At 61.0% G+C, this 25,653-nt stretch carries 29 protein-coding genes and 1 riboswitch; of the genes, 14 read left to right on the top strand and 15 right to left on the bottom strand.

The features are described 5' to 3' along the window. Nucleotides 1-19: 19 nt before the first annotated feature. The 4 genes from BG57_RS09645 (at nt 20) to BG57_RS09630 (ending at nt 2,882) form a co-directional block, all read left to right on the top strand. Entirely contained in the window at nt 20-442 is a 423-nt protein-coding gene (locus tag BG57_RS09645) for a (R)-mandelonitrile lyase (RefSeq protein ID WP_035962581.1), read from the top strand. Continuing rightward, nucleotides 439-912: a (R)-mandelonitrile lyase gene (locus BG57_RS09640; protein WP_035962580.1), complete on the top strand. Its 474-nt coding sequence runs from the start codon at nt 439-441 to the stop codon at nt 910-912. The genes BG57_RS09645 and BG57_RS09640 overlap by 4 nt, the downstream gene beginning before the upstream one ends. 88 nt (nt 913-1,000) lie before the next feature. Then, nucleotides 1,001-1,702 carry a carboxymuconolactone decarboxylase family protein gene (locus BG57_RS09635; protein WP_152562554.1) on the top strand — a complete coding sequence of 234 codons (702 nt, stop codon included), beginning with the start codon at nt 1,001-1,003 and terminating at the stop codon, nt 1,700-1,702. 157 nt (nt 1,703-1,859) lie between these two features. After that, complete coding sequence (locus tag BG57_RS09630; protein WP_035962751.1) at nt 1,860-2,882, top strand: SGNH/GDSL hydrolase family protein; 1,023 nt, start codon at nt 1,860-1,862, stop codon at nt 2,880-2,882. 181 nt (nt 2,883-3,063) lie between these two features. On the opposite strand, the gene BG57_RS09625 is transcribed toward BG57_RS09630, so the two are convergent. The 3 genes from BG57_RS09625 to BG57_RS09615 all read right to left on the bottom strand — a co-directional run bounded on the left by BG57_RS09625 (nt 3,064) and on the right by BG57_RS09615 (nt 5,210). Further along, on the bottom strand, nt 3,064-3,291 hold the full coding sequence (locus BG57_RS09625; RefSeq protein ID WP_035962578.1) for a hypothetical protein: 228 nt from the start codon (nt 3,289-3,291) through the stop codon (nt 3,064-3,066). Beyond that, nucleotides 3,288-3,953, bottom strand: a complete 666-nt coding sequence (locus tag BG57_RS09620; RefSeq protein WP_229754012.1) for a peroxidase-related enzyme — start codon at nt 3,951-3,953, stop codon at nt 3,288-3,290. Before BG57_RS09620 ends, BG57_RS09625 begins: the two co-directional genes overlap by 4 nt. A 180-nt stretch (nt 3,954-4,133) precedes the next feature. Next, nucleotides 4,134-5,210, bottom strand: coding sequence for an AraC family transcriptional regulator (locus BG57_RS09615; protein ID WP_081850859.1), 1,077 nt, complete (start codon nt 5,208-5,210; stop codon nt 4,134-4,136). A gap of 141 nt (nt 5,211-5,351) precedes the next feature. Here BG57_RS09615 and BG57_RS09610 point away from each other — a divergent pair, with 141 nt between their 5' ends. The 7 genes from BG57_RS09610 (at nt 5,352) to BG57_RS09585 (ending at nt 11,279) form a co-directional block, all read left to right on the top strand. Further along, nucleotides 5,352-5,702, top strand: coding sequence for a GFA family protein (locus BG57_RS09610; protein ID WP_152562553.1), 351 nt, complete (start codon nt 5,352-5,354; stop codon nt 5,700-5,702). 129 nt (nt 5,703-5,831) lie between these two features. Continuing rightward, complete coding sequence (locus tag BG57_RS09605) at nt 5,832-6,665, top strand: class I SAM-dependent methyltransferase (RefSeq protein WP_035962577.1); 834 nt, start codon at nt 5,832-5,834, stop codon at nt 6,663-6,665. Continuing rightward, a complete protein-coding gene (locus BG57_RS32965) occupies nt 6,662-6,838 on the top strand; it encodes a hypothetical protein (protein WP_160174721.1) in 177 nt (58 codons plus the stop codon). The genes BG57_RS09605 and BG57_RS32965 overlap by 4 nt, the downstream gene beginning before the upstream one ends. Before the next feature lie 398 nt (nt 6,839-7,236). After that, a complete protein-coding gene (locus BG57_RS09600; RefSeq protein WP_035962575.1) occupies nt 7,237-7,662 on the top strand; it encodes an organic hydroperoxide resistance protein in 426 nt (141 codons plus the stop codon). A gap of 426 nt (nt 7,663-8,088) precedes the next feature. Further along, nucleotides 8,089-8,856, top strand: a complete 768-nt coding sequence (locus BG57_RS09595; RefSeq protein WP_052005704.1) for an FkbM family methyltransferase — start codon at nt 8,089-8,091, stop codon at nt 8,854-8,856. Nucleotides 8,857-8,932: 76 nt separating this feature from the next. Then, complete coding sequence (locus tag BG57_RS09590) at nt 8,933-10,114, top strand: glycosyltransferase family protein (RefSeq protein WP_035962574.1); 1,182 nt, start codon at nt 8,933-8,935, stop codon at nt 10,112-10,114. Between the two features lie 175 nt (nt 10,115-10,289). Then, the gene (locus tag BG57_RS09585; RefSeq protein ID WP_035962573.1) at nt 10,290-11,279 is read left to right on the top strand and encodes a sulfonate ABC transporter substrate-binding protein; all 990 of its coding nucleotides are present in this window, start codon (nt 10,290-10,292) and stop codon (nt 11,277-11,279) included. Nucleotides 11,280-11,301: 22 nt separating this feature from the next. Here BG57_RS09585 and BG57_RS09580 read toward each other — a convergent pair whose 3' ends face one another. Continuing rightward, the gene (locus tag BG57_RS09580; protein WP_035962572.1) at nt 11,302-11,526 is read right to left on the bottom strand and encodes a hypothetical protein; all 225 of its coding nucleotides are present in this window, start codon (nt 11,524-11,526) and stop codon (nt 11,302-11,304) included. A 330-nt stretch (nt 11,527-11,856) separates the two neighbouring features. On the opposite strand from BG57_RS09580, the gene BG57_RS09575 reads away from it, so the two are divergent. Continuing rightward, nucleotides 11,857-12,360: a GNAT family N-acetyltransferase gene (locus tag BG57_RS09575; RefSeq protein ID WP_229754011.1), complete on the top strand. Its 504-nt coding sequence runs from the start codon at nt 11,857-11,859 to the stop codon at nt 12,358-12,360. A 99-nt stretch (nt 12,361-12,459) separates the two neighbouring features. Next, nucleotides 12,460-12,635: riboswitch (FMN riboswitch) on the top strand. A 93-nt stretch (nt 12,636-12,728) separates the two neighbouring features. Beyond that, nucleotides 12,729-13,229, top strand: a complete 501-nt coding sequence (locus BG57_RS09565; RefSeq protein WP_035962570.1) for a 6,7-dimethyl-8-ribityllumazine synthase — start codon at nt 12,729-12,731, stop codon at nt 13,227-13,229. A gap of 79 nt (nt 13,230-13,308) precedes the next feature. On the opposite strand, the gene BG57_RS09560 is transcribed toward BG57_RS09565, so the two are convergent. The 9 genes from BG57_RS09560 to BG57_RS09520 form a co-directional block, all read right to left on the bottom strand. Beyond that, a complete protein-coding gene (locus BG57_RS09560; RefSeq protein ID WP_035962569.1) occupies nt 13,309-14,103 on the bottom strand; it encodes a glucose 1-dehydrogenase in 795 nt (264 codons plus the stop codon). A 24-nt stretch (nt 14,104-14,127) separates the two neighbouring features. Beyond that, complete coding sequence (locus tag BG57_RS09555) at nt 14,128-15,597, bottom strand: FGGY family carbohydrate kinase (RefSeq protein WP_035962567.1); 1,470 nt, start codon at nt 15,595-15,597, stop codon at nt 14,128-14,130. A 33-nt stretch (nt 15,598-15,630) separates the two neighbouring features. Further along, nucleotides 15,631-16,713, bottom strand: a complete 1,083-nt coding sequence (locus BG57_RS09550) for an ABC transporter permease (RefSeq protein WP_152562552.1) — start codon at nt 16,711-16,713, stop codon at nt 15,631-15,633. Nucleotides 16,714-16,737: 24 nt separating this feature from the next. Continuing rightward, nucleotides 16,738-18,285, bottom strand: coding sequence for a sugar ABC transporter ATP-binding protein (locus tag BG57_RS09545; RefSeq protein WP_035962566.1), 1,548 nt, complete (start codon nt 18,283-18,285; stop codon nt 16,738-16,740). Then, nucleotides 18,282-18,923: a DUF2291 family protein gene (locus tag BG57_RS09540; RefSeq protein WP_035962565.1), complete on the bottom strand. Its 642-nt coding sequence runs from the start codon at nt 18,921-18,923 to the stop codon at nt 18,282-18,284. The genes BG57_RS09545 and BG57_RS09540 overlap by 4 nt, the downstream gene beginning before the upstream one ends. A 67-nt stretch (nt 18,924-18,990) precedes the next feature. Beyond that, on the bottom strand, nt 18,991-19,935 hold the full coding sequence (locus tag BG57_RS09535; RefSeq protein ID WP_035962564.1) for a D-ribose ABC transporter substrate-binding protein: 945 nt from the start codon (nt 19,933-19,935) through the stop codon (nt 18,991-18,993). A gap of 43 nt (nt 19,936-19,978) precedes the next feature. Next, on the bottom strand, nt 19,979-20,776 hold the full coding sequence (locus tag BG57_RS09530) for a GolD/DthD family dehydrogenase (RefSeq protein ID WP_035962563.1): 798 nt from the start codon (nt 20,774-20,776) through the stop codon (nt 19,979-19,981). Between the two features lie 33 nt (nt 20,777-20,809). After that, nucleotides 20,810-21,754, bottom strand: coding sequence for a transketolase family protein (locus tag BG57_RS09525; RefSeq protein WP_035962562.1), 945 nt, complete (start codon nt 21,752-21,754; stop codon nt 20,810-20,812). Beyond that, nucleotides 21,747-22,601 carry a transketolase gene (locus BG57_RS09520; RefSeq protein ID WP_035962560.1) on the bottom strand — a complete coding sequence of 285 codons (855 nt, stop codon included), beginning with the start codon at nt 22,599-22,601 and terminating at the stop codon, nt 21,747-21,749. The genes BG57_RS09525 and BG57_RS09520 overlap by 8 nt, the downstream gene beginning before the upstream one ends. A gap of 175 nt (nt 22,602-22,776) precedes the next feature. On the opposite strand from BG57_RS09520, the gene BG57_RS09515 reads away from it, so the two are divergent. Then, entirely contained in the window at nt 22,777-23,544 is a 768-nt protein-coding gene (locus BG57_RS09515) for a DeoR/GlpR family DNA-binding transcription regulator (RefSeq protein WP_035962559.1), read from the top strand. Nucleotides 23,545-23,653: 109 nt separating this feature from the next. Here the strand turns inward: BG57_RS09515 and BG57_RS09510 are convergent, their stop codons facing one another. Together BG57_RS09510 and BG57_RS09505 are read right to left on the bottom strand one after the other, a co-directional pair. Continuing rightward, nucleotides 23,654-24,667, bottom strand: coding sequence for an ABC transporter substrate-binding protein (locus BG57_RS09510; RefSeq protein WP_371875866.1), 1,014 nt, complete (start codon nt 24,665-24,667; stop codon nt 23,654-23,656). A 29-nt stretch (nt 24,668-24,696) separates the two neighbouring features. Continuing rightward, entirely contained in the window at nt 24,697-25,605 is a 909-nt protein-coding gene (locus tag BG57_RS09505) for an SMP-30/gluconolactonase/LRE family protein (RefSeq protein WP_035962557.1), read from the bottom strand. Between the last annotated feature and the right edge of the window lie 48 nt (nt 25,606-25,653).

Here is a 25,653-nt window from a genome sequence, read left to right as displayed (position 1 = left end):
CAAGCTCCGGGAGTGTCTCGTGCAACTGAAACGCGCTGGTTCTCAGCCATCGATCAAAGGTCCGGACGAATGGTTCACGGGCACGGTCCGCATCGATCCGCTCAATGCTCCGCCGCCGCCATCGCGCGTCTCGTGCGCGAGCGTGACATTCGAGCCTGGCGCGCGCACGGCGTGGCATACGCATCCGCTTGGACAAACCCTTCTCGTGACTGCCGGATGTGGCTGGACGCAATGCGAAGGCGAGCCGCGTGTGGAGATTCGCGCGGGCGATGTGATCTGGTGCCCGCCCGGACACAAGCACTGGCATGGCGCGACGACGACGACCGCGATGACGCATATCGCGATACAGGAGGCGCGCGACGGCAAGAACGTCGAATGGCTCGAGAAAGTAAGCGATGAGCAGTATCTGTCGGGCGTCGTTCAGAGCGGGGTGACGGAATGAAGCGTCTCGTTACCGCTGTCTTGTCGGTCGCATCGATTGCGGCGTCGGCGGACGATGCGCCGCAAGCGGGCATCGCCATTACGCATCCGGGGTCCGTGGCATCGGTCAAGGGAGCCACGCAGCGTTTCAACGGCGATGTGCGCATCGACATGCTCTTTCAGGCGGAGCCGCCCTCGCGTCTTTCGGGCGGCATGGTGACGTTCGAACCCGGCGCGCGCACCGCGTGGCATACGCATCCGTTGGGGCAAACGTTGATCGTCACCGCTGGCAAGGGATGGGTTCAGCCATGGGATGGTGAAAAGCGGGAGATCGTCGCGGGCGACATCGTCTCGATTCCCGCACGCGTCAAACACTGGCACGGTGCGACGGCAACGACCGGAATGACACACATCGCGCTTCAGGAGGCGCTCGATGGAAAGAACGTGGAATGGCTCGAACAGGTGGCCGATGAACAATACCGCAAGCCGTAGCCCGTCGTGGCGGCGTCTTCATGTACTCGCCCTCGTTGCGGCGAGCGCGATGTCGTCGGCATGCAATCACATGGAAAGGACAGACCGTATGCAATCGCCAGAATCACTCGCGGACATGAAATCGGCAACGCCGGCCCTTGCCCGATACACGACGCACACGCTTTTCGATGGCGTCTGGAAGCGCCCCGGCTTGTCGGCACGCGACCGGAGCATCGCGACAGTGTCTGTCCTCATCGCGCGTAATCAGTCTCGCGAGCTGCCGTTTCACTTCCGCTTCGCGCTGGACAACGGTGTCAGGCCTGCCGAGCTTTCGGAGATCATCACGCATCTTGCGTTCTATAGCGGCTGGGCCAACGCGACGGCAGCCGCAGCAATCGCGAGCCATGTATTCGAAGAGCGTGGCATCGACGCTAGCCAGATTCCTGCAGCGGACGTGGCCTTGCTTCCGCTCGATGAAGCAGCGGAGAAGCAACGCGCGCAAACGGTCGATGCCAACTTTGGCGCAGTATCGCCGGGCGTCGTTCAATACACGACCGACGTCCTCTTTCGCGATCTATGGCTTCGCCCCGCACTTGCACCGCGCGACAGGAGTCTTGTCACGGTAAGCGCGCTCGTTGCGAATGGACAGGTCGCGCAGATTCCCTATCACCTCAACCGCGCGATGGACAACGGTTTGACAAAGACCGAAGCCTCGGAAGTGCTGACTCAACTCGCTTTCTACGCGGGCTGGCCCAACGTATTTTCAGCGATGCCGGTGTTCAAAGATGTAGTGAGTAAGCGCGGGCTTTAAAAGCCGCGCGGCGTAATGTTTTCCAGATACTGACACTCAATAGAACGCTCGATCGCCGTATTGCATTGTTCTTGCTTCCTGATGCATCGCGTCCTTGATCAGATCGACGCATGATCCCGCCACATACGCCCGGCCAATGGCCCGGCACGGAGAAGCGATGCATCGCGCCGCAATCAAATCCCCTATTCGTTCTGCAATTCTTGCCGCGACGATTGCACTGCTTACCGCGTGTGGCAGCGGAGGCGGCTCGAACAACACCAGTCCGTCCGCGCCCGCAGGCGGCGTCCAGTTGCAAGTCGTGGCGTTCGGCGACAGTCTTTCGGACGCCGGCACCTACGCGCCGATCGCCAGCGTGATCGGCGGCGGGCGCTTCACCACGAATCCGGGCCAGGTATGGGCTCAGGACGTCGCGCAGCATTACGGCGATACGCTGACGCCCGCCTACACGATCGACCTCGGTCATCAGTTACGTGCGCAAAGCGGGCTCGATTATGCGCAGGGCGGCTCGACAGTCGCAACGCCAGCCGATCAATATCAATTCCTGACCGATGTGATCGGCGATATTCAGATGCCGGTCACGCAACAGTTATCGAGCTATGTCGGCACGCACGGCAGCTTCAACGCGAACCAGCTCGTGCTGGTCTGGGCAGGCTCGAACGATGTCCTTCGCGCGGGCAGCCCGCCTGCCGCGAACGCGACCGTCGAGACCGCGGCAACCACGCTCGCGCAACTCGTCGCGCAGATCGTGCAGCGCGGAGCGGCACATGTTGTCGTGGTGAATGTGCCGAACATCGGCATGTCGCCGCAGGGCATCAAGTCCGCCGATGGCGGCGCGAACTATACGCAGCTCTCACAACTGTTCAACGCGACGCTGAACGCCGCTTTACAGACCAATGGCGTGCAAGGCAAGGTCATTCTCGTGGATGCGTACACGTGGACGACGCAGACCATCGCGAACTATCAGGCCAACGGCTTTGCAGTGTCGAACACGGGCCAGGCGTGCGATCCGTCCAAGACGCCGCGCGATACGTCGCTGCTGTGCTCGCCAGCGACTTACACGACGTCCAACGCCGACCAGACGTACATGTTCGCCGATGAACTGCACCCGACGACGCGCATGCACGCGCTGTTTGCCCAATACGTGCAGACGCGGATCGCGGCGAGCGGCCTGGGGCGGTGAATGTGGCGAAGGCGTTGGTGTCGATGTTGATGCGAGGGCTGTGATATGCAGGTCGCTTTGCTCACGCGGCCTGTTTAACGCCTTCCTTCCTGGCGATCCGTTGGACCGCGACTAGCGTTTGCGCGCGACGTTGCGCCAGACGTGCCGAGACTGCGCATCACACGATGATGCTCAACGCCCTTCATTCGATCAGCAATTCAAACTGCTCAACGGAAGAGCCGTTGAAGTACCCCGCCTGTGCGAAGAGCGCAATGCATCTAAGCCGTTCGGCGCGCGATGCGTCGCCATCGTATGAAGCGTTGCAGGCGCATTCACTCATCGCGCGTTTGGCCTCGCGCAAGAAGCGGCGTTCACGCGCACGTTTCGTGCGCTCGGACAAGGTGCTTAGAATAGAGTGCATCGCAATCACGCGACCTTTAAATCGCGCCCCGCAAAGAACTGGTCGTCCGGCACGACATTTAGCGCAATCGTCAGCCGGTTCGCGTAATTGAAGAACGCCGCTATTTCCAGCACTTCCGTCACCGCTTGCTGCGTGAAACCTATCTCTCGGAGCCGCTGCAAATCGTCTTCGCCGATGCCCGACGGATCGCGCGTCAGCCGTTCCGACACTTCCGCGAGCGCGGTTTCCTTCGGCGAGAGCCGCACGTGATGAAAACCCTGCGCAATCCGCTGCGCACGCACCGTATCGCCCGTGACGCTTGCAAGCGCCTGCGTATGATTGAACACGCAATAGCTGCATCCGTTTGCCGCCGATGTGACGACCGCGATCAACTCGCGCTCCGCTGCTGTCAGATGACTGCGATGCGGATCGAAGAGATGCTCATGGAAGGTCACGAGCCGGTAAGCGGTATCCGGATTCACCGATAACGCCGCGAGCCAGTTCGGCACGAAGCCATACTGCCGGCGAAACTGCGCATGAATCGACGCAACATGCGTCGGCAGGCGTGTTTCGTCCGGCACGACGAAGCGTGAGATCGGCTCGCGACTCACGTTGGCATCGGCGAGCGAGTCTTGTTCTGGCGCGAGCGTGGACATCGTCTGACTCTCCTGGCGCATGTAGAAGAGCTTCACGTTAGCGCACGATCGCGGTCACCGGTACGACTCATTTTTCATAAGCTAAGCGATGAATGCGCTGTTCGAGTTCTCGCGCTAAGAATTAGCGCTTTAGCGCCTTACACTGGTCCCATGCAAAGAACCGGAGTAAAGCGCCAGGGTGTAACGCACTAATAAACCAACACAAAACAAACACCCCTATCGCCGAAGAACCTGTTGTGATCGCCGATCCAGCACCCCCGCCATTTCCAGCCCGACGCCGGGCGCATCGCCGTCCAGCGCAACAGGCCGTTCATCTTCCCCCCGGCGGCAACGCCGCCACCCCGCCGGCGGCATTCCGAACTCCCGCTTGAACGCGCGATTAAAAGCCGCCTCGGATTCGTATCCGACATGCTCCGCAATCCCGGCAATCGACCGCGTTCCATTGCGCAACTCCTGCGCGGCAATCTGCAACCGCCAGCGCGCAAGATATTGCATCGGCGGTTGTCCGAGCAATTGCGTAAAGCGCTGTGCAAGCGCCGAACGCGATAAGCCCGCCTTGCGCGCCAGTTCATCGACCGTCCAGCCATGCTCCGGCCGGGCATGGAGCATCGCAAGCGCGCGACCCACGAAACGATCGCCAACGCCTGCAAGCCAACCCTTGCGGTCCGCCGGCAACGCATCGATGCAACGCCGCACCGCCTCGACAAACAACAACTCCGACAGCCGCGCAAGCACGATCGCGCTGCCCACGCGCCATTCAGCCGCCTCGAGCGTCGCAAGACTCAACGACGATTCAAGCCACGCCGAACGCGGATCGTTTCGCATGTCTACCTTGAAAAGTCGCGGCAATACCGACAACACCGGGTTCGTCAACGTGTCGTCACTCGCAAGAAAACCGCAAATGACTCGCGTGCGAGGCTCGCCACCGCCACCGTAAGTCAGCTTCATCACTTCGCCGGGCGTCGTCTTCAGATAGTGCGCCATCATCTCTTCCGAACGCGCAGGCGTGATCGAAAGCGAACTGCCCATCAAATGCGGCTCACCCTGCGGCACCACGAGCAATTCGCCCGCATCGACACGTATCGCGGACGATGGATCATCGACGAGACACGCCCAGCAGCTTCCTTCCGTGACGAGGTGATACGACACGATGCGCTCGGCGCGAGGCAGGAACGTCGCGCTCAGTTCCTGCGAAGCCTGACCGACCACGCACCACGGCGCTGTGAAGTCGCCGTTTAGATAAACCGCCCCGCTAAGTCGCACGAGACGCAGAACGTTCGATAGCGCATCCATGATGCTCGCTCGTGAAATCTGGCGTCTTTCACAAAACTTCTGGACGCGCAGTCATTCATTCGTTCGGCTTGCGTGCCGATACTAGCACTCACACGAACCCGCAACAACGAACCTGCGCAGCACGCCGCCACCGGAGTCCATGTGAACCATCCAGACGTTTATCGCGCCCGATGCATCTGCGGTTGCGTGCGCTTCACGCTGAGCGGCGAGCCGGCAGGCGTGGGCTACGGAGGGCACGTCATTCCCGTCGACGCATTTGTCCTGTGGACGCAGGAAGCGTTGCGCGTGACGCGCGGCGTGAATGACATCGGCGCTTACAGAACGGATCCGCGTGAATCACGGCATTGGTGCAAGTCGTGTGGCGCTTATCTGTTCACGGAGCATCCGAGGCTCGGACTCGTCGATGTCGATGCGTCCATTCTCGGCGATGCACGTTGCGAAGAAGCCGTTCGGCTCATGAACGATATGCGTATCGGCTATCGCTCTTCATAGATTCGATTGCGATGGGCCCGTCTGCCGCGCGGGCCATTCGTATCGTAGTGCCGCGGCGCCAAACGAAAGCACAACACATGCATCGCGCGTCGTGCCGTTCGCATACTGTCCGCCTATCAGGAGTCTGTTATGTCCGCTGTCGAATCCGCTGTCTCTCCCGCCATCGATCTAGCCGCCGTCAAGGTCCGCCAGCAAGCCGCCTGGTCGACGGGAAACTATGCCGTCGTCGGCACGACGCTACAGATCGTTGGCGAAAGCCTTTGCGAAGCGCTCGATGTGCGCGCCGGCAGCCGCGTGCTCGATGTCGCAGCAGGCAACGGCAATGCGACGCTCGCCGCCGCGCGACGCTGGTGCGATGTCACGTCGACCGATTACGTGCCTTCGCTGCTCGAAGCCGGGCGCGCACGCGCCGAAGCGGAAGGCCTCACCGTGCAGTTCCAGGAAGCGGACGCGGAAGCGCTGCCGTTCGCGGACGCATCGTTCGATGTGGTGGTATCGACCTTCGGCGTGATGTTCACGCCGGACCAGCAGCGAGCGGCCCACGAACTCGCGCGTGTCTGCAAGCCAGGCGGCAAGATCGGCCTCGCGAACTGGACGCCGGAGAGTTTCATCGGTCAGGTGTTCAAGACGATAGGCCAGTACATTCCGCCAGCGCCCGGAATGAAATCGCCGGCGCTGTGGGGCACGAAGGCGCGGCTGGAAGAACTCTTCGATGGCCGTGCGCGCGGCATCAGCGCGACGAGCCGCGAGTTCACGTTCCGCTATACGTCGCCTGCGCATTTCATGGACCTGTTCCGCACCTACTATGGGCCGATGAACAAGGCTTTCGCCGCGCTCGAAGGCGAGCGGCAGGCCGCGTTTATCCGCGACTTGATGGCGCTGATCGAAAGCCGCAACCGGTCGGGCGACGCGACTCTCGTGCTGCCCAGCGAATACCTCGAAATCGTCGTGGAGCGATCGTGAACATCTTGAGACGCGGGCTTGCTGCCCTCCCCGAATGTGTATGGCATGTATGGTCGTCGGCCTGCATGATTCGCATCCGCTATGGCTCCGGACTGTTTGCGCTACCGCTGTGCTCGTCCGTATGTCTCTTCGGCCTGCGCATCGTGCTGGCGGCGGCTGGCGTGTCGGTTTAATTCGTTCGACGTACTTACGTTTTGCTTCGCCACGATTGCGTTCGTGGCGGAGCGCTTTTCGATGGATCGTTGCGACTTCGTGAAAGGCGGCGGGTAATAGATGCCATCGTAGTATCTAAAAGTCAGGCGATACGTCATACGGCGTGCGCGGCTATTGATCTACCGATAAGAGAAGTGGCGGCTCCGTCGGCGAACAGTGCCGATGGGACACGGTGCCTCCGGCCTGACTTATCCACAATTTTAGTGGACAAGCCTGTAGATAAGTCCGTTACAACGACCGAATCGATAGCGACAAGCACCGTCGCCTGCTCTTTAGTATTCTTGTGCCGGGCGCTTCCGGCCGCAGCCCGATGCCCCGGAAAGCGGTCTATCAACGTTGACACAATAAAGGAGCTGGAATGACGATCGAGAAAGTCCTGTACCGTGCCCACGCGCATGTCACCGGCGGACGCGATGGACGCGCCACGATCCCCGAGAGCAACATCGATCTGCGGCTGACGACGCCGAAAGAACTGGGCGGCGGAGGCGGCGACGGCACGAACCCCGAACAACTGTTTGCGGCAGGCTATAGTGCATGCTTCATCGGCGCGATCAAGTTCGTCAGCGCACGCGACAAGATCAACCTGCCGAAGGATGTCGCCATCGACAGCAGCGTCGGCATCGGTCAGATTCCGAATGGCTTCGGCATCGAAGTGGAGTTGAAAATCTCCTTGCCTGGCATGGATCGCGCCGAAGCGCAGGAACTGATCGAGAAGGCGCACGTCGTCTGTCCGTATTCGAATGCGACGCGCAATAACATCGACGTCAAGTTGACGTTGGTTTGAGCTTGCACCAACGCATGCAACCCTTCATGCGTTAGACGAAACGAAAGCGAGCGGCAGAGTTGCCGCTCGCATCGCACTGGCTGGGTGTCGTGCTTGGGCATGGCATGCAAGCCGTCGGAGTTTAAGCGGTCTCCGTATCTGGGACGCAATCGAACCCCGCCTGTCCCCGCTCATCACCGCAATCGTCCTTCCGTTGTAGTCCTCATTGCTGTGCATGCCCCATTCCGGACCGGAAATGCATCATTTCGCGGAACAAATCGACTCGTCTGTTTATTTACATGAACGTCAATGCGCAACGAGCTTACGAACGAACGTTTAGAACAGACGTACGGGATATTTTTATGATGCGGCCAGCACGGATCGCGATTATGCTACCGCGTAATGCAGCATCATCCGGTTCTCCTCAATAACGTGAGGTATCGTTTCATGCATGCCGATGCAGTCCATCGAGCTTTGTCCGACCCGATTCGAGCGCTCTCCTACGTCAAGAACCTGACGTTGATCGACAGGAGGAAGCTTTATCAGCAATGGGAGACGTCCCACCTCGAGAAGCTCTTCGCCTATCTGAAAGTGGACTGCGTGTTCGACATCGGCGCGAACCAGGGCCAATACGCGACGATGCTACGTCGCAAGGTCGGCTATGACGGTTGGATCTTCTCCTTCGAACCGAACCCTGTAGACGCCGCCGTCGCTCGCGAGCACGCCAGGGGCGACGACAAGTGCAAAGTGATCGAACTGGCGATCTCCGAGAGCGAGGGCGATGCCGAATTCAACGTCATGCGGTCGAGCGAATTCAGTTCACTGAGCCTTCCGAAGCACGACGAAGTCTCGCTCTTTCGCGAGATGAATGCGGTATCTCATGTCGTCACGGTCAAAACGGAGAGACTCGAAACCGTCTATCGGCGACTGAAGGAAGAGTACGGATTTCAGCGCCCCTTCCTCAAGATGGACACGCAGGGATTCGACGTGAAAATCGTCAAGGCGTCGCCGAATGTAATGCGCAGCTTCGTCGGACTTCAGAGCGAGCTGGCCATCAACAAGCTCTATGCCGACTCGGTGGATTTCCGCGAAGCGCTGACCGAATACGAACGATGCGGCTTTATTCTCAGTGCGTTCGTACCGAACAACGCAGGCCACTTCCCCCGCCTGGTGGAGACGGACTGCCTGATGATCCGCGAAGATCTGGCCGGCTGAAAGGATTCACGACAGTTCGAGCAGGCCATGCCGGGCCTAGATGCGCCACGCCGTTAGCGAATAAAAGGAGAGTTCCATGACGCAAGAGAAACGCGCGGTCATCATCTGTTCGCAAGATGCTTTCGCAAACGGCGTGAAGCCAAAAGAACTCGAAACCTACCTGAAGCGCAGCGGGTTCACGTCCGTCATCCGGTTCGATTCCGGCAAGCTATCGCGGCTTGCGAAAACCGGCGTGCGCCGGCTCGTGCCCGCTTTGCATCCGTTGAAGATGGCCCTTTATCTGCACGAGGCGGTGCTCGCTGTCGCGGTGAAGATGGGCGGCGCCGCATGCCATTCCGCGACGTCGAGTCTGCTTTGGCGCATCATGGTGTTGCGCGGCAAAGTGCTGCAGACGACCTTGCGCGAAAGCGGCCATTTCGATCTGCTCATCTGCGAAAGCAATATGGATCAGACCGTGACGCTCGGCAAGCGGGTGGCCGACGTGCAAATCCTCGATCTGCCTTCGCCTTTCGCGGAAGAAATGATGTTCGGCGGTGAATTCACTCAAGCGGGGTACGACAAGCTGCGCGAGGTGGAAGTGGCGTCTTACACTGCCGCCGATTATCTTTCGTTTCACTGGCATACTTACGCGGACTATGTGCGCCAGAAGAAATACAACGGCAACAACTTTCTGCCCATCACGTACGGCACGCACAAGAAGACCTTGCAGGCCCGTTACAGCGAGCAGCCCAGAATCATTTTTCTGGGCTATCTGGGGGGCTATTGGGTCAATCTTCCACTGCTGTCGCGGCTATGCAAGCTCTACCCGAATCTGGATGTCTACGGCGGCCCCGAGCCTGCGGCGTCGCTCGGTATCAACTACAAGGGATACGCGCCCTCTACCGACGTCATCGCCGAATACCAGTTCGGGCTTATCACCATCAGTGACGACGAGTTGCGGCAGCATAGCTTCTCGTCCAAGCATCTGGAATACATCTCGTATGGCCTGCCGGTACTCACGCCCGCCTGGCGACAGGATGCAGCGCTCGATGATAGTTCGATCTACTACACAGCCGACAATTTCATCGAACAGGTCGAGCGCGCGAGCACGCGCGAAGCCTGGGAAAGCCTTCATGCGGCAGCCCTCAGGGATGCAGCGCGCTTTAGCTGGGACAATGCGCTGAAGGCGCTTGACGTGAGCATGAAGCGCAGCGAAGTCTGGGAGACGAGCACCGAGCAACTGGAGTCTGAGCAGGCTGTGATGCGGACATATCCCTGATCTTCATCGCGCCGTTTCGCGACTGCGTCGGCGTGCAAGACCGGGCGCCAAGCCCGCGCAAACGAAATGCATATGACGCCCTGGACCATAGCGTTATGCATATTCCTACGTTTGCCCGCCAGCCCGCGCGCTTTAGCATCTGCAATCTTTCAAATGCCAAAGCGCCGATTCCCTCATGTCCGAACCGAAGAAGTCCACCGACCGTCGCGCGTTTTTGTCTTTCTCCAGTCGCACCGCACTCGCCACTGCAATGCTGGCCGCCGCGCCTGCTTCCTTCGCGCAGCAAGCAGCGCAAGGACAGTCGCGCGTGCTGCGAGTCGGGAACCAGAAGGGTTATCTGAATCTGTTGAAGGGACGAGGAACGCTCGAGAAGCGGCTTGCTCCGCTCGGTGTATCCGTGAGCTGGACCGAGTTTTCCGCCGGGCCTGTGCAGCTGGAAGCCCTCAACGTGGGCTCGATCGACTTCGGCGATGTAGGCGAAGCACCGCCGATTTTTGCGCAGGCCGCCGGCGCACCGCTCACTTATGTCGCGGCCACGCCGACGCGGGCCCGGTCTGAAGCCGTGCTCGTTCCGGCGCAATCGTCGATCAGGACGGTTGCGGATCTCAAAGGCAAGCGCGTCGCGTTGAACAAGGGCAGCAACGTCCACTACTTTCTCGTGAAGCTGCTGCAACAGCACGGCTTGAAATACAAGGACATCGAGCTTGCCTTTCTGCCGCCCGCCGATGCGCGCGCTGCGTTCGAGCGCGGATCGATCGATGCATGGGTCATATGGGACCCGTTCTTCGCCGCCGCGCAACAGACGCTGAATGCGCGCATCGTCGCGGATGCGAGCGGCGTCGTCGGCAATCGCGCTTTCTACTTCTCGTCGCAGAGCTATGTGGCGAAGAATGCCGATGTGATCCGCATCGTCATCGAGGAAATCAAGGCGGTTGATCAATGGGGCAAGCAGAATCCCGATGCGCTCGCGAGCGAACTCGCGCGGCTATGGGGCTTGCCGAAGCCTGTCGTCGATCTCGCGGTGAGCCGGCAGGTGTTCGGCACCGTGGCGATTACGCGCGAGATCATCGGCGAACAACAGCAGATCGCCGATACGTTTCTCGATCTCGGCCTGTTGCCGAAGCATGTCGACGTCGCGAGGGCCGCGCCGCCCGGCCTCGCCTGAACCTCGCGCAGCGCGCGCCGCTTCACGAGTCGCGGCGCATGCGATGACTGCGCTGATCGATCCATAGACGGGCCCAGCGCACCGCATAGGCGATCGCGTGATCGGCTTCGAAGAAGTAATCAAGCGCATCGAACGTGAACGATGCGCTGCGCGTGGACGTCGTGTTCTCGATGATCAGATTGGCCGCATAGAGGCCGCTCGGCAGCGCGTGTGCGGATGGTGCTACCTCGTATCCCTTGTATTGCATGACGGCTTTCCTTGCATGTGGGCGTCATCGCCCCGAACGCATCATGCTAGTGACCGATACGCGCTGCGCAAACGAATGCTTTGGCGTAAGCAAATCAGCGATGAGTTCAATTGGCTCGTTGCAGCGGTGCTTTCTTGTGAGCTGGTTTTCTTCGTAAATTCCCTCGCGTCTCCAGTTTGCAGTCGCGACGCAGGACGGACAGTTAGTTGCGCGGTGGGCACTGACACCCGCACTCATGCGCGGCCAACTGACTAGACTCTCCGTCCTGGTCTGCGGTTTGCTCGCGTTCGGTCGAGTCAGAAAAACACCGCAGATAAGGAGTTGATCGCCGTGACGCCATCAGGAACAGCAATCCTTGTCCAACGCGAAGACCCGTGGTCGAAGGACGCGCAGGCGCTTCTCGACGAACTCAGCGCCATGCTGGCCGTCTACTCCGGGGATAGCGGCCAGTCCCGGTTCTGCTTGCAGGATGTCTGCTCGGCGCGAGGTGCATTCCTCGTCGCGCGGAACGAACAGGGCTTCTCGCTCGGATGCGGTGCATTCCGCCGCTTCGACTATGGCGTCGCCGAAGTCAAGCGGCTCTATAGCCGCCCGAATACCTGCGGCGTCGGAAGCGCGCTTCTCGCACAACTCGAAGCTGAAGCGGCGGCGGTGGGCTATCACAAGCTGTTGCTCGAAACCCGAGCGTTCAATCGACGCGCCATCGCGTTCTATCAGCGCAACGGCTTTCGCGCGACGACCCCGTATGGCATCTACGTGCACCAGCCCGATGCGCGGTGCTTCGAAAAGGTCATCAGCCCCAGAGCGAAGCAGCGTCGGACGGACGAGTGTTGAACTCTTCGAATCACCACAAATCCCCGTAGAAAACGCGGTATTTATTCGGACACTGCTTCTTTCGTGATACCGTACACCCGTTCTTCGACAACATGAAGAACACGTTCTCGGGGCGGGGTGCAATTCCCCACCGGCGGTAATCGTCGATATGAGTCTTCATGCGACGTAGCCCGCGAGCGCTCATCGATGCACCCTGCAAGGTTGCATCGAGCGAGGTCAGCAGACCCGGTTGGATTCCGGGGCCGACGGTATAGTCCGGATGAAAGAGAACAGGACAGCCAGTATTTTTACGCCCGACGTGCGTGCATTTCTCGCGTGCGCAGGCGCGGCTGTCCTTCGCCCTGTTCACACAAAACAGGCTGAAGTCCATGAACGCACCCAACATCATCGAATCACAAGCGGTATCCGCTACACGTTCCAACCGTCCGCGCATCGCGTTCGTCCAGGCTTGCTGGCATCGCGATATCGTCGATCAGTGCAAGACGTCCTTTCTCGAAGCCATGCAGCAATACGGCTACAGTAACGACGATATCGATCTCTTCGAAGTCGCCGGCGCATTCGAAATCCCGCTGCATGCGAAGCGCCTCGCATCGAGCGGCCGGTATGCGGGGATCGCTGCGGCGGGGCTGGTCGTCGACGGCGGGATCTATCGGCATGAGTTCGTCGCGCAGGCTGTCATCAATGGCCTGATGCAGGTTCAGCTCGAAAGCGGCACGCCGGTTTTCTCGGCGGTGCTCACGCCGCATCATTTCCATCACGGCGACGAACACGTGAACTTCTTCCGCGAGCATTTCCTCGTGAAGGGCCGCGAAGCTGCGCATGCGTGCGCCGATACGGTCAGCAAGCTGAGCGCCCTGCCGGTCGCATAAACGGCTGTACGAAACTCACGGGCATTGCGCCCGTGAGCTGGACATTTACGCCTGGCGCTCGCGCAGGTCCATCCAACCGCTACGACATGAACATCCCGCCATCCACGTTGACGGTTTGTCCAGTGATATAGGCCGCATCATCCGATGCGAGGAACGTCACGAGGCCGGCCACATCGCCGCCATTGCCCGCGCGCTTCATCGGAATGTTGGCGACCCACTCCGCCATCAACTCGCCGGGTTTGTAATCGCCCAGCAGCTTGCCCCACGCTTCGTCGTTATACGACCACATGTCCGTCGTGATGATGCCCGGGCAGAACGCATTGACCGTGATGCCCGTCGGCGCAAGCTCTTTCGCAAGGCTCTGCGTAATTCCAAGCACACCGAACTTGCTCGCCGCATAGTGCGGCGTATAGACGAAGCCCTGACGCGCCTGGCCCGACGCCGTGTTGATCAGGCGGCCGCCCTTGCCCGCACGCAGCATGCGCGTCGCAGCCTCCTGACAGCACAGGAACACGCCTTTGGTGTTCACTGCCATCACCTTGTCCCATTCGCTTTCCGTGAGATCCGGCAGCTTCGCGATGGTGATGACGCCCGCGTTCTGCACCGATACATCCACCTCTCCGAGCTTCGCCGCGACTTCTTCATACAACGCGACGACCTGGCTCTTGTCGGTGACGTCCATCTCGACGGCGAGCGCATCGAAGCCCGCATCGCGCAAACGCGAGGCCGCATCGTGGACGCTCTTCTCGTTCGCAGTCACGCAGACCTTCGCGCCTTCCTGCGCGAAGCGCTCCGCGATCGCCAATCCGATGCCGCGACTGCCGCCCGTCACGACGGCGACCTTGTTCTCGAACCGCTTTGCTTCGTAAGCCACGTTGCCTTCTCCTGAAAGCGAAAGTTATAGACGTTCGATCCAGCAGAGCCATTGCGCATGGTTCGCCGCCGCCGCATCGACGCCGCTGCCCGGCTCGACACGCCGCGCAATCACGCGCTTGCTCTGATACGTGTCGAGTGATGCGATCAGCCCGCCCCTCCATGCCGCAAGCGCAGCCGCACCCGCCGCCGATATCTCGCTCAACGCGAGCGTGCTGACAGGGCGATCGAGCGTATCGGACAGATATTGCAGCAGGAACGGACGCTGCACGAGGCCGCCATCGAGATACAGTTCGCGCAGGCGCACGTTGGCCGCCTGCTCCATCACCGTGATGACGTCCTTGATCTGATAGACGATGGATTCATACGCCGCGCGCGCGACGTGCTGCCAGGACTTCGAGAAATCGAGCCCGACGATCTGCGCGCCGCCCGGATACTTCCAGTGCGGACAGCCGATTCCGGAGAACGCGGGAAGCACGAACACGCCGCCGTTGTCGTAGTCGATGAAGGCCTGCTCCGCTTGCGCGAAATCGTCGAAGAGACGCAGCTTGTCCTTGAGGAACGCGGGCGTGGAACCCGCACTGATGACGATGCCTTCGAGCGCATAATCCACGCGCTCATCGCTTGCGAAGCATAGTGTGGACACGAGGCCATGCGCCGGTTCTTGCGGATGCGCGCCGACGTTCATCATGATCGACGAGCCGGTGCCCATCGTCGCTTTCGCCACGCCCGGATGCAGGCATCCTTCGCCGACGGCCGCCGCGTGCGAATCGCCGATCATCGAGAGCACGGGTATCGCACGGTCGAGCAGGCCGTCGAAGTCGGTTGCGCCGAAGTCGGAGGCGGAAGGCATCGGCTCGGGCAAACGCAGACCTCGAAGGCCGAACGTCTCCACCAGTTCGCGATCCCATTGCAGCGTCGCAAGGTTGAAGAGCATCGTGCGCGACGCGTTCGTATAGTCGGTGCGATACGCCGCGCCCTTCGTCAGCCGATACAGCAGCCAGCTATCGACCGTGCCGAAGTAGGCATCGTCCTTTGCGATGGCATCGCGCACGCGCTCGTCGTTCTCGTTCAGCCAGATGAGTTTGGAGCCTGAAAAATACGGGTCGATCAGCAAACCCGTCTTCTTCGCGATGACAGGCCCGAGTCCATCGGCCTTCATGCGCTCGCAGATGCCGAGCGATCGCTGACACTGCCACGACACCGCAGGCACGATCGGCTCGCCCTTCGCATTCCACAACACGACAGTCTCGCGCTGGTTCGAGATGCCCACGCCTGCGATTTCGTCGCGCGGTCCTTCGAACCTGCCGATACACTCGGTCACCGCACGCAGTACCGACTCATACAGCGCTTCAGCGTCCTGTTCGACGAAACCGGTGCGCGGATGGGTGCAGGCCACCGCCGCGAAGCCGCGCGCATGCACCTGCCCTTCGCTATCGAAGATCAGCGCCTTGGTGCCGCTCGTGCCCTGATCGATCGCCAGAACGTATTTCATTGGACGGTCCTTGTCTCTCTTTCGTGGCGCGCATCAGGCGGTGAGCGACACCATGCGCGACTGCAGGCGCTGCTGCAACTGATCGACGACCACCGCGAAGATGATCACGAGTCCCTTGATGACCATCTGCCAGAAGTCGCTGATGCCGCACATCACCATGCCGTCGCCCAGAATGCTGATCACGCACGCGCCGATCACCGAGCCGAACACGGTGCCGCGTCCGCCCATCAATGCGGTGCCGCCAAGCACGACCGCTGCGATCGCGTTCAGTTCGTAGGTTTGCCCGGTGAGCGGGTGAGCGGTCTGCAGCTGCGCGGTGATGACAAGCCCGACGAGCGCCGCGCAGAAGCCCGAGAACATGTAGACGAACAGCTTCACGCGATTCGTGCGGATGCCTGAAAAGCGCGCGGCCTGTTCGTTGCCGCCGATCGCATAGATTCGGCGTCCGAGCGGCGTCTTGCGTGCGATGAAGATGGTCACGACTGCGAGCACGAGCATGATCCAGACAGGCATCGAGAGGCCGAGTATCGTGCCGTTGCCGATGAATTCGAAGCCCGTGTTGCCGAGCGCCGGATTGCCTTCGAGGTCTGCATACGTGCTGCCGTTGTTGACGAGCAGCGCCGCGCCGCGCACCACGTACAACATGCCGAGCGTCGCGATGAACGGTGCGACATTCAGCATCGTGATCAGATACCCGTTCACCGCGCCGATGAGCGCACCAAGCACGCACGCAATGATCGTGACGCCGAGCGGACTGAAGAACACGATGTGATGCCCGATCTTTACGCCTTCGAGCAGCAGATAGCCCGCGGCCATCCCGCTTATGCCCACGATCGATCCCACCGACAAGTCGATTCCGCCGGTCAGGATCACGAGCGTCATGCCGATGGAAAGGATCGCGACCACGGTCACGTGCTTCGCCATGATCAGCATGTTGCTCGTCGAGAGGAAGTTCTCCGTCGCCAGCGAGAAGACAATGATGATCGCAAAGAGCGCGATGAAAATCCGCAGCTTGAGCAGGTTCACCGCGATCCGCGATGCGACATACGCGGTATGCCGGCTGTGCTTCGCATGCACCGGATGCACCGGCGGGTTGCTGCTGTTGGGAGTGTTCATGGTTTCGATCTCGGTTTGCTTCTCTCAGACCACGGCGGTCGCGGGCGTCGATGCGCGCACGATCCGTTCGCTGTCGAATTCTTCGCGTCTGATGTCGGCGGTGAGCTTGCCGCTCGCCATCACGAACACGCGATTGGAGACGGCCATCGCTTCGTCGAGTTCGGACGTCGCATAGATCACCGCGATGCCCGATTGCGCGAGCAGGCTGATCGTCTTGTAGACGTCCTCTTTCGCGCCGACGTCGATGCCGCGCGTCGGCTCGTCCATCAACAGCACCTTCGGCTTCGTGAGCAGCGCCTTGCCGATCACCACCTTCTGCATGTTGCCGCCCGATAGCGACATGATGGGCGCATCGACGGACGACGCCTTGATCGCGAGCCGCTTGACGATATCGCTCGCCGCTTCCACCTGTTTGTCGCGTGCGAGCGACCCGACGAAGCGGCGCGTGAACTTCCCGAGGCTCGACAAGGTCATGTTCTCGAGGATGGTCATCAGTTGCACCATGCCCTGCTTCTGCCGGTCTTCCGGCACGAGCGCGATGCCCGCTTCGATGCGCTTCGGTATCGGCAAATCTTCGATAGCCTTGCCCGCCAGTTCGATTTCGCCGAGCGCGAGCGGTTGCGCGCCGAGCAGCGATTCGAGCAGCTCCGTGCGGCCCGCGCCCATCAGCCCGTAGATGCCGATGACTTCGCCCGTCTTGACCGAGAACGACACGTGATCGACCGCATAGATGCCGTTCGAACGCTTGAGCGCGAGGTCCTTCACGTTCAGCACTTCATCGCCGATGGCGTGCTGCTCGAACGCGAAGCGCTTCTTCGACGAACCGACCATCGCTTCGATGATCCACGGAATGTCGATGTTGGCGATATCGTCTTCGGCAACGAGACGCCCGTTGCGCAGCACCGTGATGCAATCGCCGATCGCCATGATCTCTTCGAGGCGGTGCGAGATATAGATCACCGTCACGCCCTCTTCCTTCAACTGGCCGATGATCTTGAAGAGAATCTCGACTTCGGTCTTCGAGAGCGCGGACGTCGGCTCGTCCATGATCAGCACCTTGATGTGCTTCGACAGCGCCTTCGCAATCTCCACGAGCTGCTGCTGGCCGACGTAAAGATCGCCGAGCCGCGTGCGCGGACTGATGGGAATGCGCAGGCGATCCAGCAGCACCTTCGCCTGATGATTCTCCATCTTCGCGCGGATCACGCCCGAACTCGTTAGCTCGTTGCCCGCGAAGATGTTCTCCGCGACTGTCATGTCGGGAAAGAGATTCAGCTCCTGAAATATGATGCCGATGCCGTGATGCTCCGCACTGCGCACATCGGTGATATGCGCGATCTGGCCATCGACCCATATCTCGCCGGAGGTAGCCGTCTCCGCGCCCGCGAGCAGTTTCATCAACGTGGACTTGCCCGCGCCGTTCTCGCCGATCAGCACGTTCACCTTGCCGCGACGCACCTTGTAGTTCACGTCGACGAGCGCGGCAGTGCCGGGATATTGCTTCGACAGGGCGCGCGTCTCGATCACGTTCGCCGTGTTCATGTTGCGCGGTTCGCTCGGGGTTTCGTTCATTTCCAGGCCACCGGTATTGCGCGAATTTCGCCTGTCGGCTCGCTCCATGTGCTGTAGACGGCGGCGACATCCACCGTCTCGCCGACCTTCAGCTTCATCGATTGCACGCGGTTCACGACGAGCTTGTTGAGTTCCTGACCGAACGCGGCGAAGCGCGTCTGGTCATCGAAGTCGCTGTATTTCACGCCGGGAAAGCCATCTCGCACACCGGTGCCGACCACGACCGGACCGGTCTGCAACACGACATGAACGGGTTCGCCGCCCGACGCCGGAGCCACGTCCACATAAGCCTTGCCGACCCGCGACGATCCGTCGATGCGTGTCACCTTGCCCTGCACGCGCAACCAGAAATTGCACGGGAACGCCGTGCTCTGACGAAAGCCGTATTGCTTGCACGCATCGTCGAAGTTCGAATTGAGCGCGGCGATCACCTGCGAGGCCGGCTTCGCGTTCTTGTCGGCATAAGGGATGAGTTGTTCGCTCAGCATCTTGCCGGCGTCCGGGCCCTTGTGCTGGCCCTGGTTGCGGATCGCCGCGAGTTCGGTATCGGTGACGACGTGGCACGCGCCGAGACTTGCCGCACCGAGCACGAAGAGCACGGTAAGCGCGCGGCGGGCTGCGCAGATTGGATGAACCATGACGACCTCACATGACAAGCCTTGCACGGGCGCGGCGATGACCGCGCCCGTCCAACATCGCAGTGCGTTACTTCGTGTAGTAGAAGTCCTTGACCTTCGACGCGTTGTCCTTCGTGATCAGGATGCCGCGGAACAGCTGACGCTCCTGCTCGCCGGTCTTGCCGGTGGCGATGTACTTGTCGAGCAGGTCGACGCCGTGAATCGCAATGCCCTGCGCCTGCAGCATGACCGTGGCCTTCAGCTTGCCCGCGAGAATGGAATCGCGCTCGTCGTTGCTGCCGTCGATGCCCATCACGACCACGTCCTTGCGTCCCGCCGATTCGAGCGATGCGATCGCGCCGAGCGCAACCGGACCATTGCCGCTGATGACGCCCTTGATCTTCGAGTGCTCCTGCAGGATCGAATCCATCGCCTGCTTGCCGGGCAGGAGCGCGCCCTTCGCGTCCTGACGCGCGACCATCTTCAGTTCGGGATATTGATCGAGCACCTGATGGAACGCTTGCGAGCGCGTGACGCAGTTCTTGTCCGCGAGATTGCAGGTAAGCTCCACGTATTCGCCCTTTTCGCCGATGGTTTCGACGAAGCGTTGCGCGACTTCAGTGCCCGCTTGCAGATTGTTATGGCTCAACTGCGCGATCGCGATACCGTCCTTCGGAATCTCGCGATTGATCAGCACGACGGGCACTTTCTTGTCGACAGCGGTGCGCACCGTGGCGACGCTCGCGTTCGAATCGGCGTTATCGAGAATGATGCCCTTCACGCCCTTGCCGATCACCAGATTGACGAGCTCGTTCTGCTTGTTGACGTCTTCGCCATGCGAAAGAACGATGGTGTCGTAGCCGAGCTTCTTCGCTTCGCTTTCCGCGCCCTTGGCTTCGGCGGCATAGTACGGATTGTCGAGCGCGTTCACGAGAATCGCGATGGTGCCCTTGCCCGCCGCATTGGCGACGCCCGGCACGGCGGCGCCGAACGAAACGGCCACCGCCGCAGCGACTGCTAGCTTCTTCCACATGGTGTTGTCTCCGGTTGATTTGTGTTCTTAGAGCAATGACGCATCAGGCGATCGTGTAGCCGCCATCGATCATGATGTCGGCGCCGGTGATCATGTCCGCGCCGTTCGACAGCAGGAACAGAATCGCAGCGGCGATTTCATCGGTATAGGCGAAGCGGCCGACGGGAATCAGCTTCTTCATGTTCTCGCCCTTCTCGCCTTCCCATGCGGCCGCGCCCATCGGCGTGAGCACGACGGTCGGCGATACCGTGTTGACGGTGATGCCGCGCCCGGCCCATTCCTTCGCGAGCACTTTCGTCATGCCGATGAGGCCGGCCTTCGCGGACGTATAGGCGCAATGCTGGTCGATCGCGACGGTCGCCGCCTGCGATGCGATGTTGACGATCTTGCCGCCATGCCCGCTTGCCAGCACGATGCGCGCGAAATGCTTGGAGCAGAGAAACGGCCCCGTGAGATTGACGGCGATCTGACGCTGCCATTCGTCGTAGCCGATCTCTTCAGCGGGCGTCAGCGTGATGCAGCCTGCCGCGTTCACGAGCAGATGCAGATCGCCGAAGTGCGCATGCGCGGTCTTGATGGCGCGCTCGACATCGGCTTCGTTGGCGACATCGCACGCGAAGGCTTGGGCGTTGTCCGCGCCCAGCTCGTCGATGGCGGCTTGCACGCGCGGCGCTTCGAAGCTCGGATAAAGAATTGCGACGCGAGCGCCCTTCGCGATCAACGCGGCGTTCGTCGCCATCGCGATGCCGCCGAGACCGCCGGTCACGACGGCAACCTTGCCGTCCAGACGGAAGTCGAAATCGACGCCGTGGCGCAGCGACATGTCGTACTGAATGCCCATCTGTGTCTCCTGATTCGTTCTTTGGCGCGTGTTTCAGTTGGCGCGCTGCGCGCGGATCGCATCGGCGATGCCGGCTGCATCGATACCGTAATGGCGGCGGATGCCCTTGCGCGTGCCGTACTTCGCGAACTCGCCCTCGGTGATGCCGAGCATCTTGAGCGGCCGATTGATCTGACGCCGCGCCATCAACACGGCCACCGTCGCGCCGACGCCGCCATGCAGCGAATGCTCTTCGACGGTGACGATCGCATCGTGCCGTTCGATGATCGCGGCGAGCGCGTCCTGATCGAGCGGGCGCAGCGACGAGAGGTTCACGAGCGTCGGCGACATGCCGCTCTCTTTCTGCATCGTCTCGCATGCATCGAGCGCCTCGCCGACGACCGAGCCCATCGCGATGACCGCGACGCGCGAGCCTTCGATCAGCACATCGGGACGGCCCGGCACGAAGCGATACGACGCGTCGTGCACGACCGGAAACTTTGCATTGTCGAGACGGATGTAGACGGGGCCATCGAAGGACGCGGCATAGCCGATCATCTGCACGACTTCGACTTCGTCGCACGGCGCAAAAATCTGCACGTTGCCGAAGCCGCTCATGATCGAGAGGTCGTCGATTGCATGATGCGTCGATGCAAGCGGCCCATACGCGACGCCCGCATTCAGGCCGAGCATCTTCACGTTGGTGCCGCTATAGCAGACGTCGTTCTTGACCTGCTCGTTTGCGCGTCCGACGAGAAACGGCGCGGCATTCGCCGTGAACACGATATGTCCGCCGAGCGCGAGGCCAGCCGCCATGCCGACCATGTTCTGCTCCGCGATGCCGACGTTGATCACGCGCTCGGGATAGTCCTTCATGAACGGGCCGATCTTCGAGGTGGACGTGGAATCCGCCACCATCACGATGATGTCTTGCCCCGCGGCGGTCAGCCGGCCGAGTGCGCTTACCGCGCCGTCCCGCAAGTCAGCGTAGTCACGCATGGTCCAGCTCCTTCAGCGCCTGCTTGAGTTGCTCTTCATCGGGAAACTTGTGATGCCAGGCCGGCACGTTCTCCATGAACGACACGCCGCGCCCCTTGATGGTATGCGCGATCACGACCTTGGGCTTTCTGTTCGCGTAGTCGAGACTTTCCAATAGTTTCCAAATTGAGTCCGCCTGGTTTCCGTTCACGTCGTGAACTTCGAAACCGAAAGCGCGGAACTTCTCGTCGAGCGGATCGAGATCCATGATGTTGTGCGTGAAGTCCGCAAGTTGCAGGCGATTGCGGTCCACGATCACGACGAGGTTCGAGAGCTCGAAATGCGCCGCAGCCATCGCGGCTTCCCAGTTGGAACCCTCTTCGAGTTCACCGTCGCCAGTCAGCACGAACACGCGCCCGGTCGGTCCTTCGTATTGCGCGGCGTGACGCTGCTTGGCCATCGCGAGACCGGCTGCGATCGGCAGGCCGTGACCGAGGCCGCCGGTGTTCACCGTGACCCAGGTCGGCAGCTTCTGACGCACGGGATGGCCCGGCAGACGTGAATCGTCCTTCAGATAGGTGAGCAGTTCGTCGTCCTTCAGCCAGCCGAGTTCCGCGAAACAGGCGTAGAGGCCGCCGACGCCGTGCCCCTTGCTCAGGATGAACTCGTCGTGCCAGCGCACGCTGCTGGCGGCATCGGTCTCATAGCGGAGCACATGAAAATAGAGAGCCGCGAGGATATCGGCCTCCGACATGTCGCCGCCCGTGTGACCGCTCTTGGCCGTGGCGTTCATCACGCAGATTTTCTTGCGGATCTCTTGCGCCCGGCGATGCAGCGCGTCGCCCGACTGCTTGAAGGGGTTTTCCATTCCCTGCTCCCAGACTCCCGTTTGCTTGAGACAGAGTTTCTTTTAGTTTCTTTCGAAGGTCAAAGGCAAATCAATCGAAAGAGGGAAAACCCCTAAAACGAACGCGGCGGCGTTTCTGATCAGGCAGAATACGGCTTGGGGTGGCGCGGGATAGCGCATGGGCAGGAAGGGCGGAATGGATCAACGAACCAGAACAGAGAAGATTTTTGAACGTGTGCGTGCGGCCAAGCTCGTGAAGCTCTCGGAGTTGTCGAGTGAGTTTGGCGTGTCGATGCCGACCATTCGAAAGGACATCGACGAACTGCAGCGGCTTGGGCGAGTCGAGCGCGTGCATGGCAACGTGCGGCTGCGAGCCGAGCAGGTAGAGCCGGCGAGGCGCAGCTACGAGACGCCGGTGTTGCCGACGAGCGCGGAGAAGGCGCTGATCGGGGCGAAGGCGGCGAGTCTGATCGAAAACGGGGATTCGATCATTCTGGACTGCGGCGCGACCGCGACCGAACTTGCGAAAAACCTGCTGGACCGCCAGAACCTGCGCATCGTGACGAACGCGCTGAACATTGCGATTCTGCTCGGCGCGGAACCGACGAATCGCGTGATGCTGACGGGCGGCATCTTCAAGCCGGAGACGATTGCGGTGTCGGGCGAGAAGGCATCGACGTTCTTCGAGGGCATGTTCGTCGACAAGCTGTTTCTGGCGGCGGGCGGGGTGTCGATGGAGTCGGGCATTTCGTATCCGGACTTCATCGACCTGCACGTGAAGCGCGCGATGATCGACGCGGCGAAGACCGTCTATTTGCTGGCGGATTCGAAGAAGTTCGGCAAGCGCGAGTTCGCGGCGTTCGGCGCGATGGATCGTATCGATTATCTCGTCACCGACGACGGACTCGGCGAAGAGTTCGTGCGATGGCTCGATGGCAACGGGACGAAGATCCTGTATGCGTGAGGCGCTACTTGCCGTTTTTAATCGAGGCGGTGGTGGCCTTGGTAACTCGCCCCGGCGAGGGGCGAGCTAGCAGAACGGCGCGCAAAAACGCCACGACAGGGAAAAGAGCCTACTTCTTCCCATCCACCACAGCCACGACCTCGTCTCGCGAGTACTCCTTGTTCGCGAGCGCGCCCGTCGGCGTCTTGGCCAGCACCGCATCCAGTTCCTCGGGCTTCACTTCGAGCACCGGCATCCGGATATCGTGCGGCACCTTCTTGCCCGCCAGCACCTGCTGCGTCACCCAAAACGCGAACGACGATGCCCCCGGCGGAATCGTCACCGACATCGTTTCATAGCCGCTCTTGCGCTGTTCCGCCCACCACGCAAGCTCCTCCTGACGATTGCCGAGAATGATGATCGGCGTCGGCCGCCCCGCCGCCTTGATCGCCTGCGCCGCGCCGAACCCATCGCCGCCCTGCGTGACGACGCCATCGATCTTCGGCAGCGTCGGCAAAATGCCCGCGACCTGTTTCTGCGCGACGGTCTGCGTCCAGTCGCCATGCACCGAACCGACGATCTTCAACCCCGGATACTTCTTGATCTGATCGACGATGCCCTGATGGATCTCGTCATCCACCGACACGCCCGCCAGCCCGCGAATCTCGAGCAGGTTGCCCTTGCCATTGAGACGCTTCGCCAGATAATCCACCTGCATCCGGCCCATGCCCTGGAAGTCCACGGCGATGCGATACGCGCACGGCTCGGTCGCGATGCCATCGAACGATACGACCGTCACGCCCGCACCGCACGCCTGCTTGATCACGCCATTGAGCGCGGTCGGCGACACGGCGTCGACGGCAATCGCCTTGTAGCCCTGCAAAATAAGGTTCTGTATCTGCTGAACCTGCTCCGTCGCCTGGCTCTCCGCGGTCGTGAAGCTCGGCGCGGACGCCACGATCTTCTGCTTCACCGCGGCATCGGCGACATTGGACCAGCTCTTGAGCATCTGCTGACGCCAGCTATTGCCCGCGTAGTTGTTCGACAACGCGATCTTCATCGACGACGTATCGCCGTTCGCGACCTGGGCCATCGCCGACACGCTCGCCAGCGCCACGCATGCCGCCGCCATCATCTTGAGCATCTGCACTCTCCGTCTCCTTGTTTTATCGATCAGCGCGCCGCGCCGCGCACGCCCACATGAACCGCATACACCGATGAAGTCGCGGTGATGAACAGCCGGTTGCGCCGCAGCCCGCCAAACGTCAGGTTCGCGACGACTTCGGGAATGAGTATCTTGCCGAGCAGCGCGCCATCCGGCGCATAACAGTGCACGCCGTCTTCCGCGCTCGTCCACACGTTGCCTTGCTCGTCGGTGCGCAAGCCGTCCGGCACGCCGCTTTGCATCTCGACGAACACGCGGCCATTGCGCAACGCGCCATCCTTCTCGACATCGAAGACGCGAATGTGACGCGGCGCATCGTCATCGTGCGAGGCAGCGGAATCCGCGATATAGAGCTTCGATTCATCCGGCGAGAACGCGAGGCCGTTGGGCTTCACGAAGTCATCGCAGACGAGGCGCACTTGCGTTTCGCCGGGCGCGACGCGATACACGTTGCATCGGCCGATCTCGCTCTCTGCGCGATATCCCTCGTAGTCGCTGATTATTCCGTAGTCCGGATCAGTGAACCAGATCGCGCCTTCCGAATCGACGATCACATCGTTCGGCGAATTGAGCTTCTTCCCGTCGAAGTGCGATGCGATCACCGTCATGCTGCCGTCGTGCTCCGTGCGCGTCACGCGCCGCGCGCCGTGCTCGCAACTCACGAGACGTCCCTCGCGATCGCGCGTGTTGCCGTTGCTGAAATTCGATGGCGCGCGATACACGCCGACGCCCATCCCCGGCGCCCAGCGCAGCATGCGGTTGTTCGGAATGTCGCTCCAGATGAGCAAGTCCGTCGCCGGAAAATAAACGGGGCCTTCGGCCCACAGGCAATCGCCGGTCAGCTTCTCGAGGAATGCGTTGGGCTGAAGCAGCAGCCGAAAGCGCGGATCATGCACTTCGTAGTCTTGGAATTTCATGTCTCCTTGCCCTTGTTATGAGTTGATTCAACGCGTCTTCAACGCGTC

It is taken from the genome of Caballeronia grimmiae (genome assembly GCF_000698555.1).
GTDB classification, from domain to species: Bacteria; Pseudomonadota; Gammaproteobacteria; order Burkholderiales; family Burkholderiaceae; genus Caballeronia; species Caballeronia grimmiae.
The sequence above is the reverse complement of the archived record's forward strand: the minus strand, read 5'-3'. Positions and strand labels throughout refer to the sequence as shown.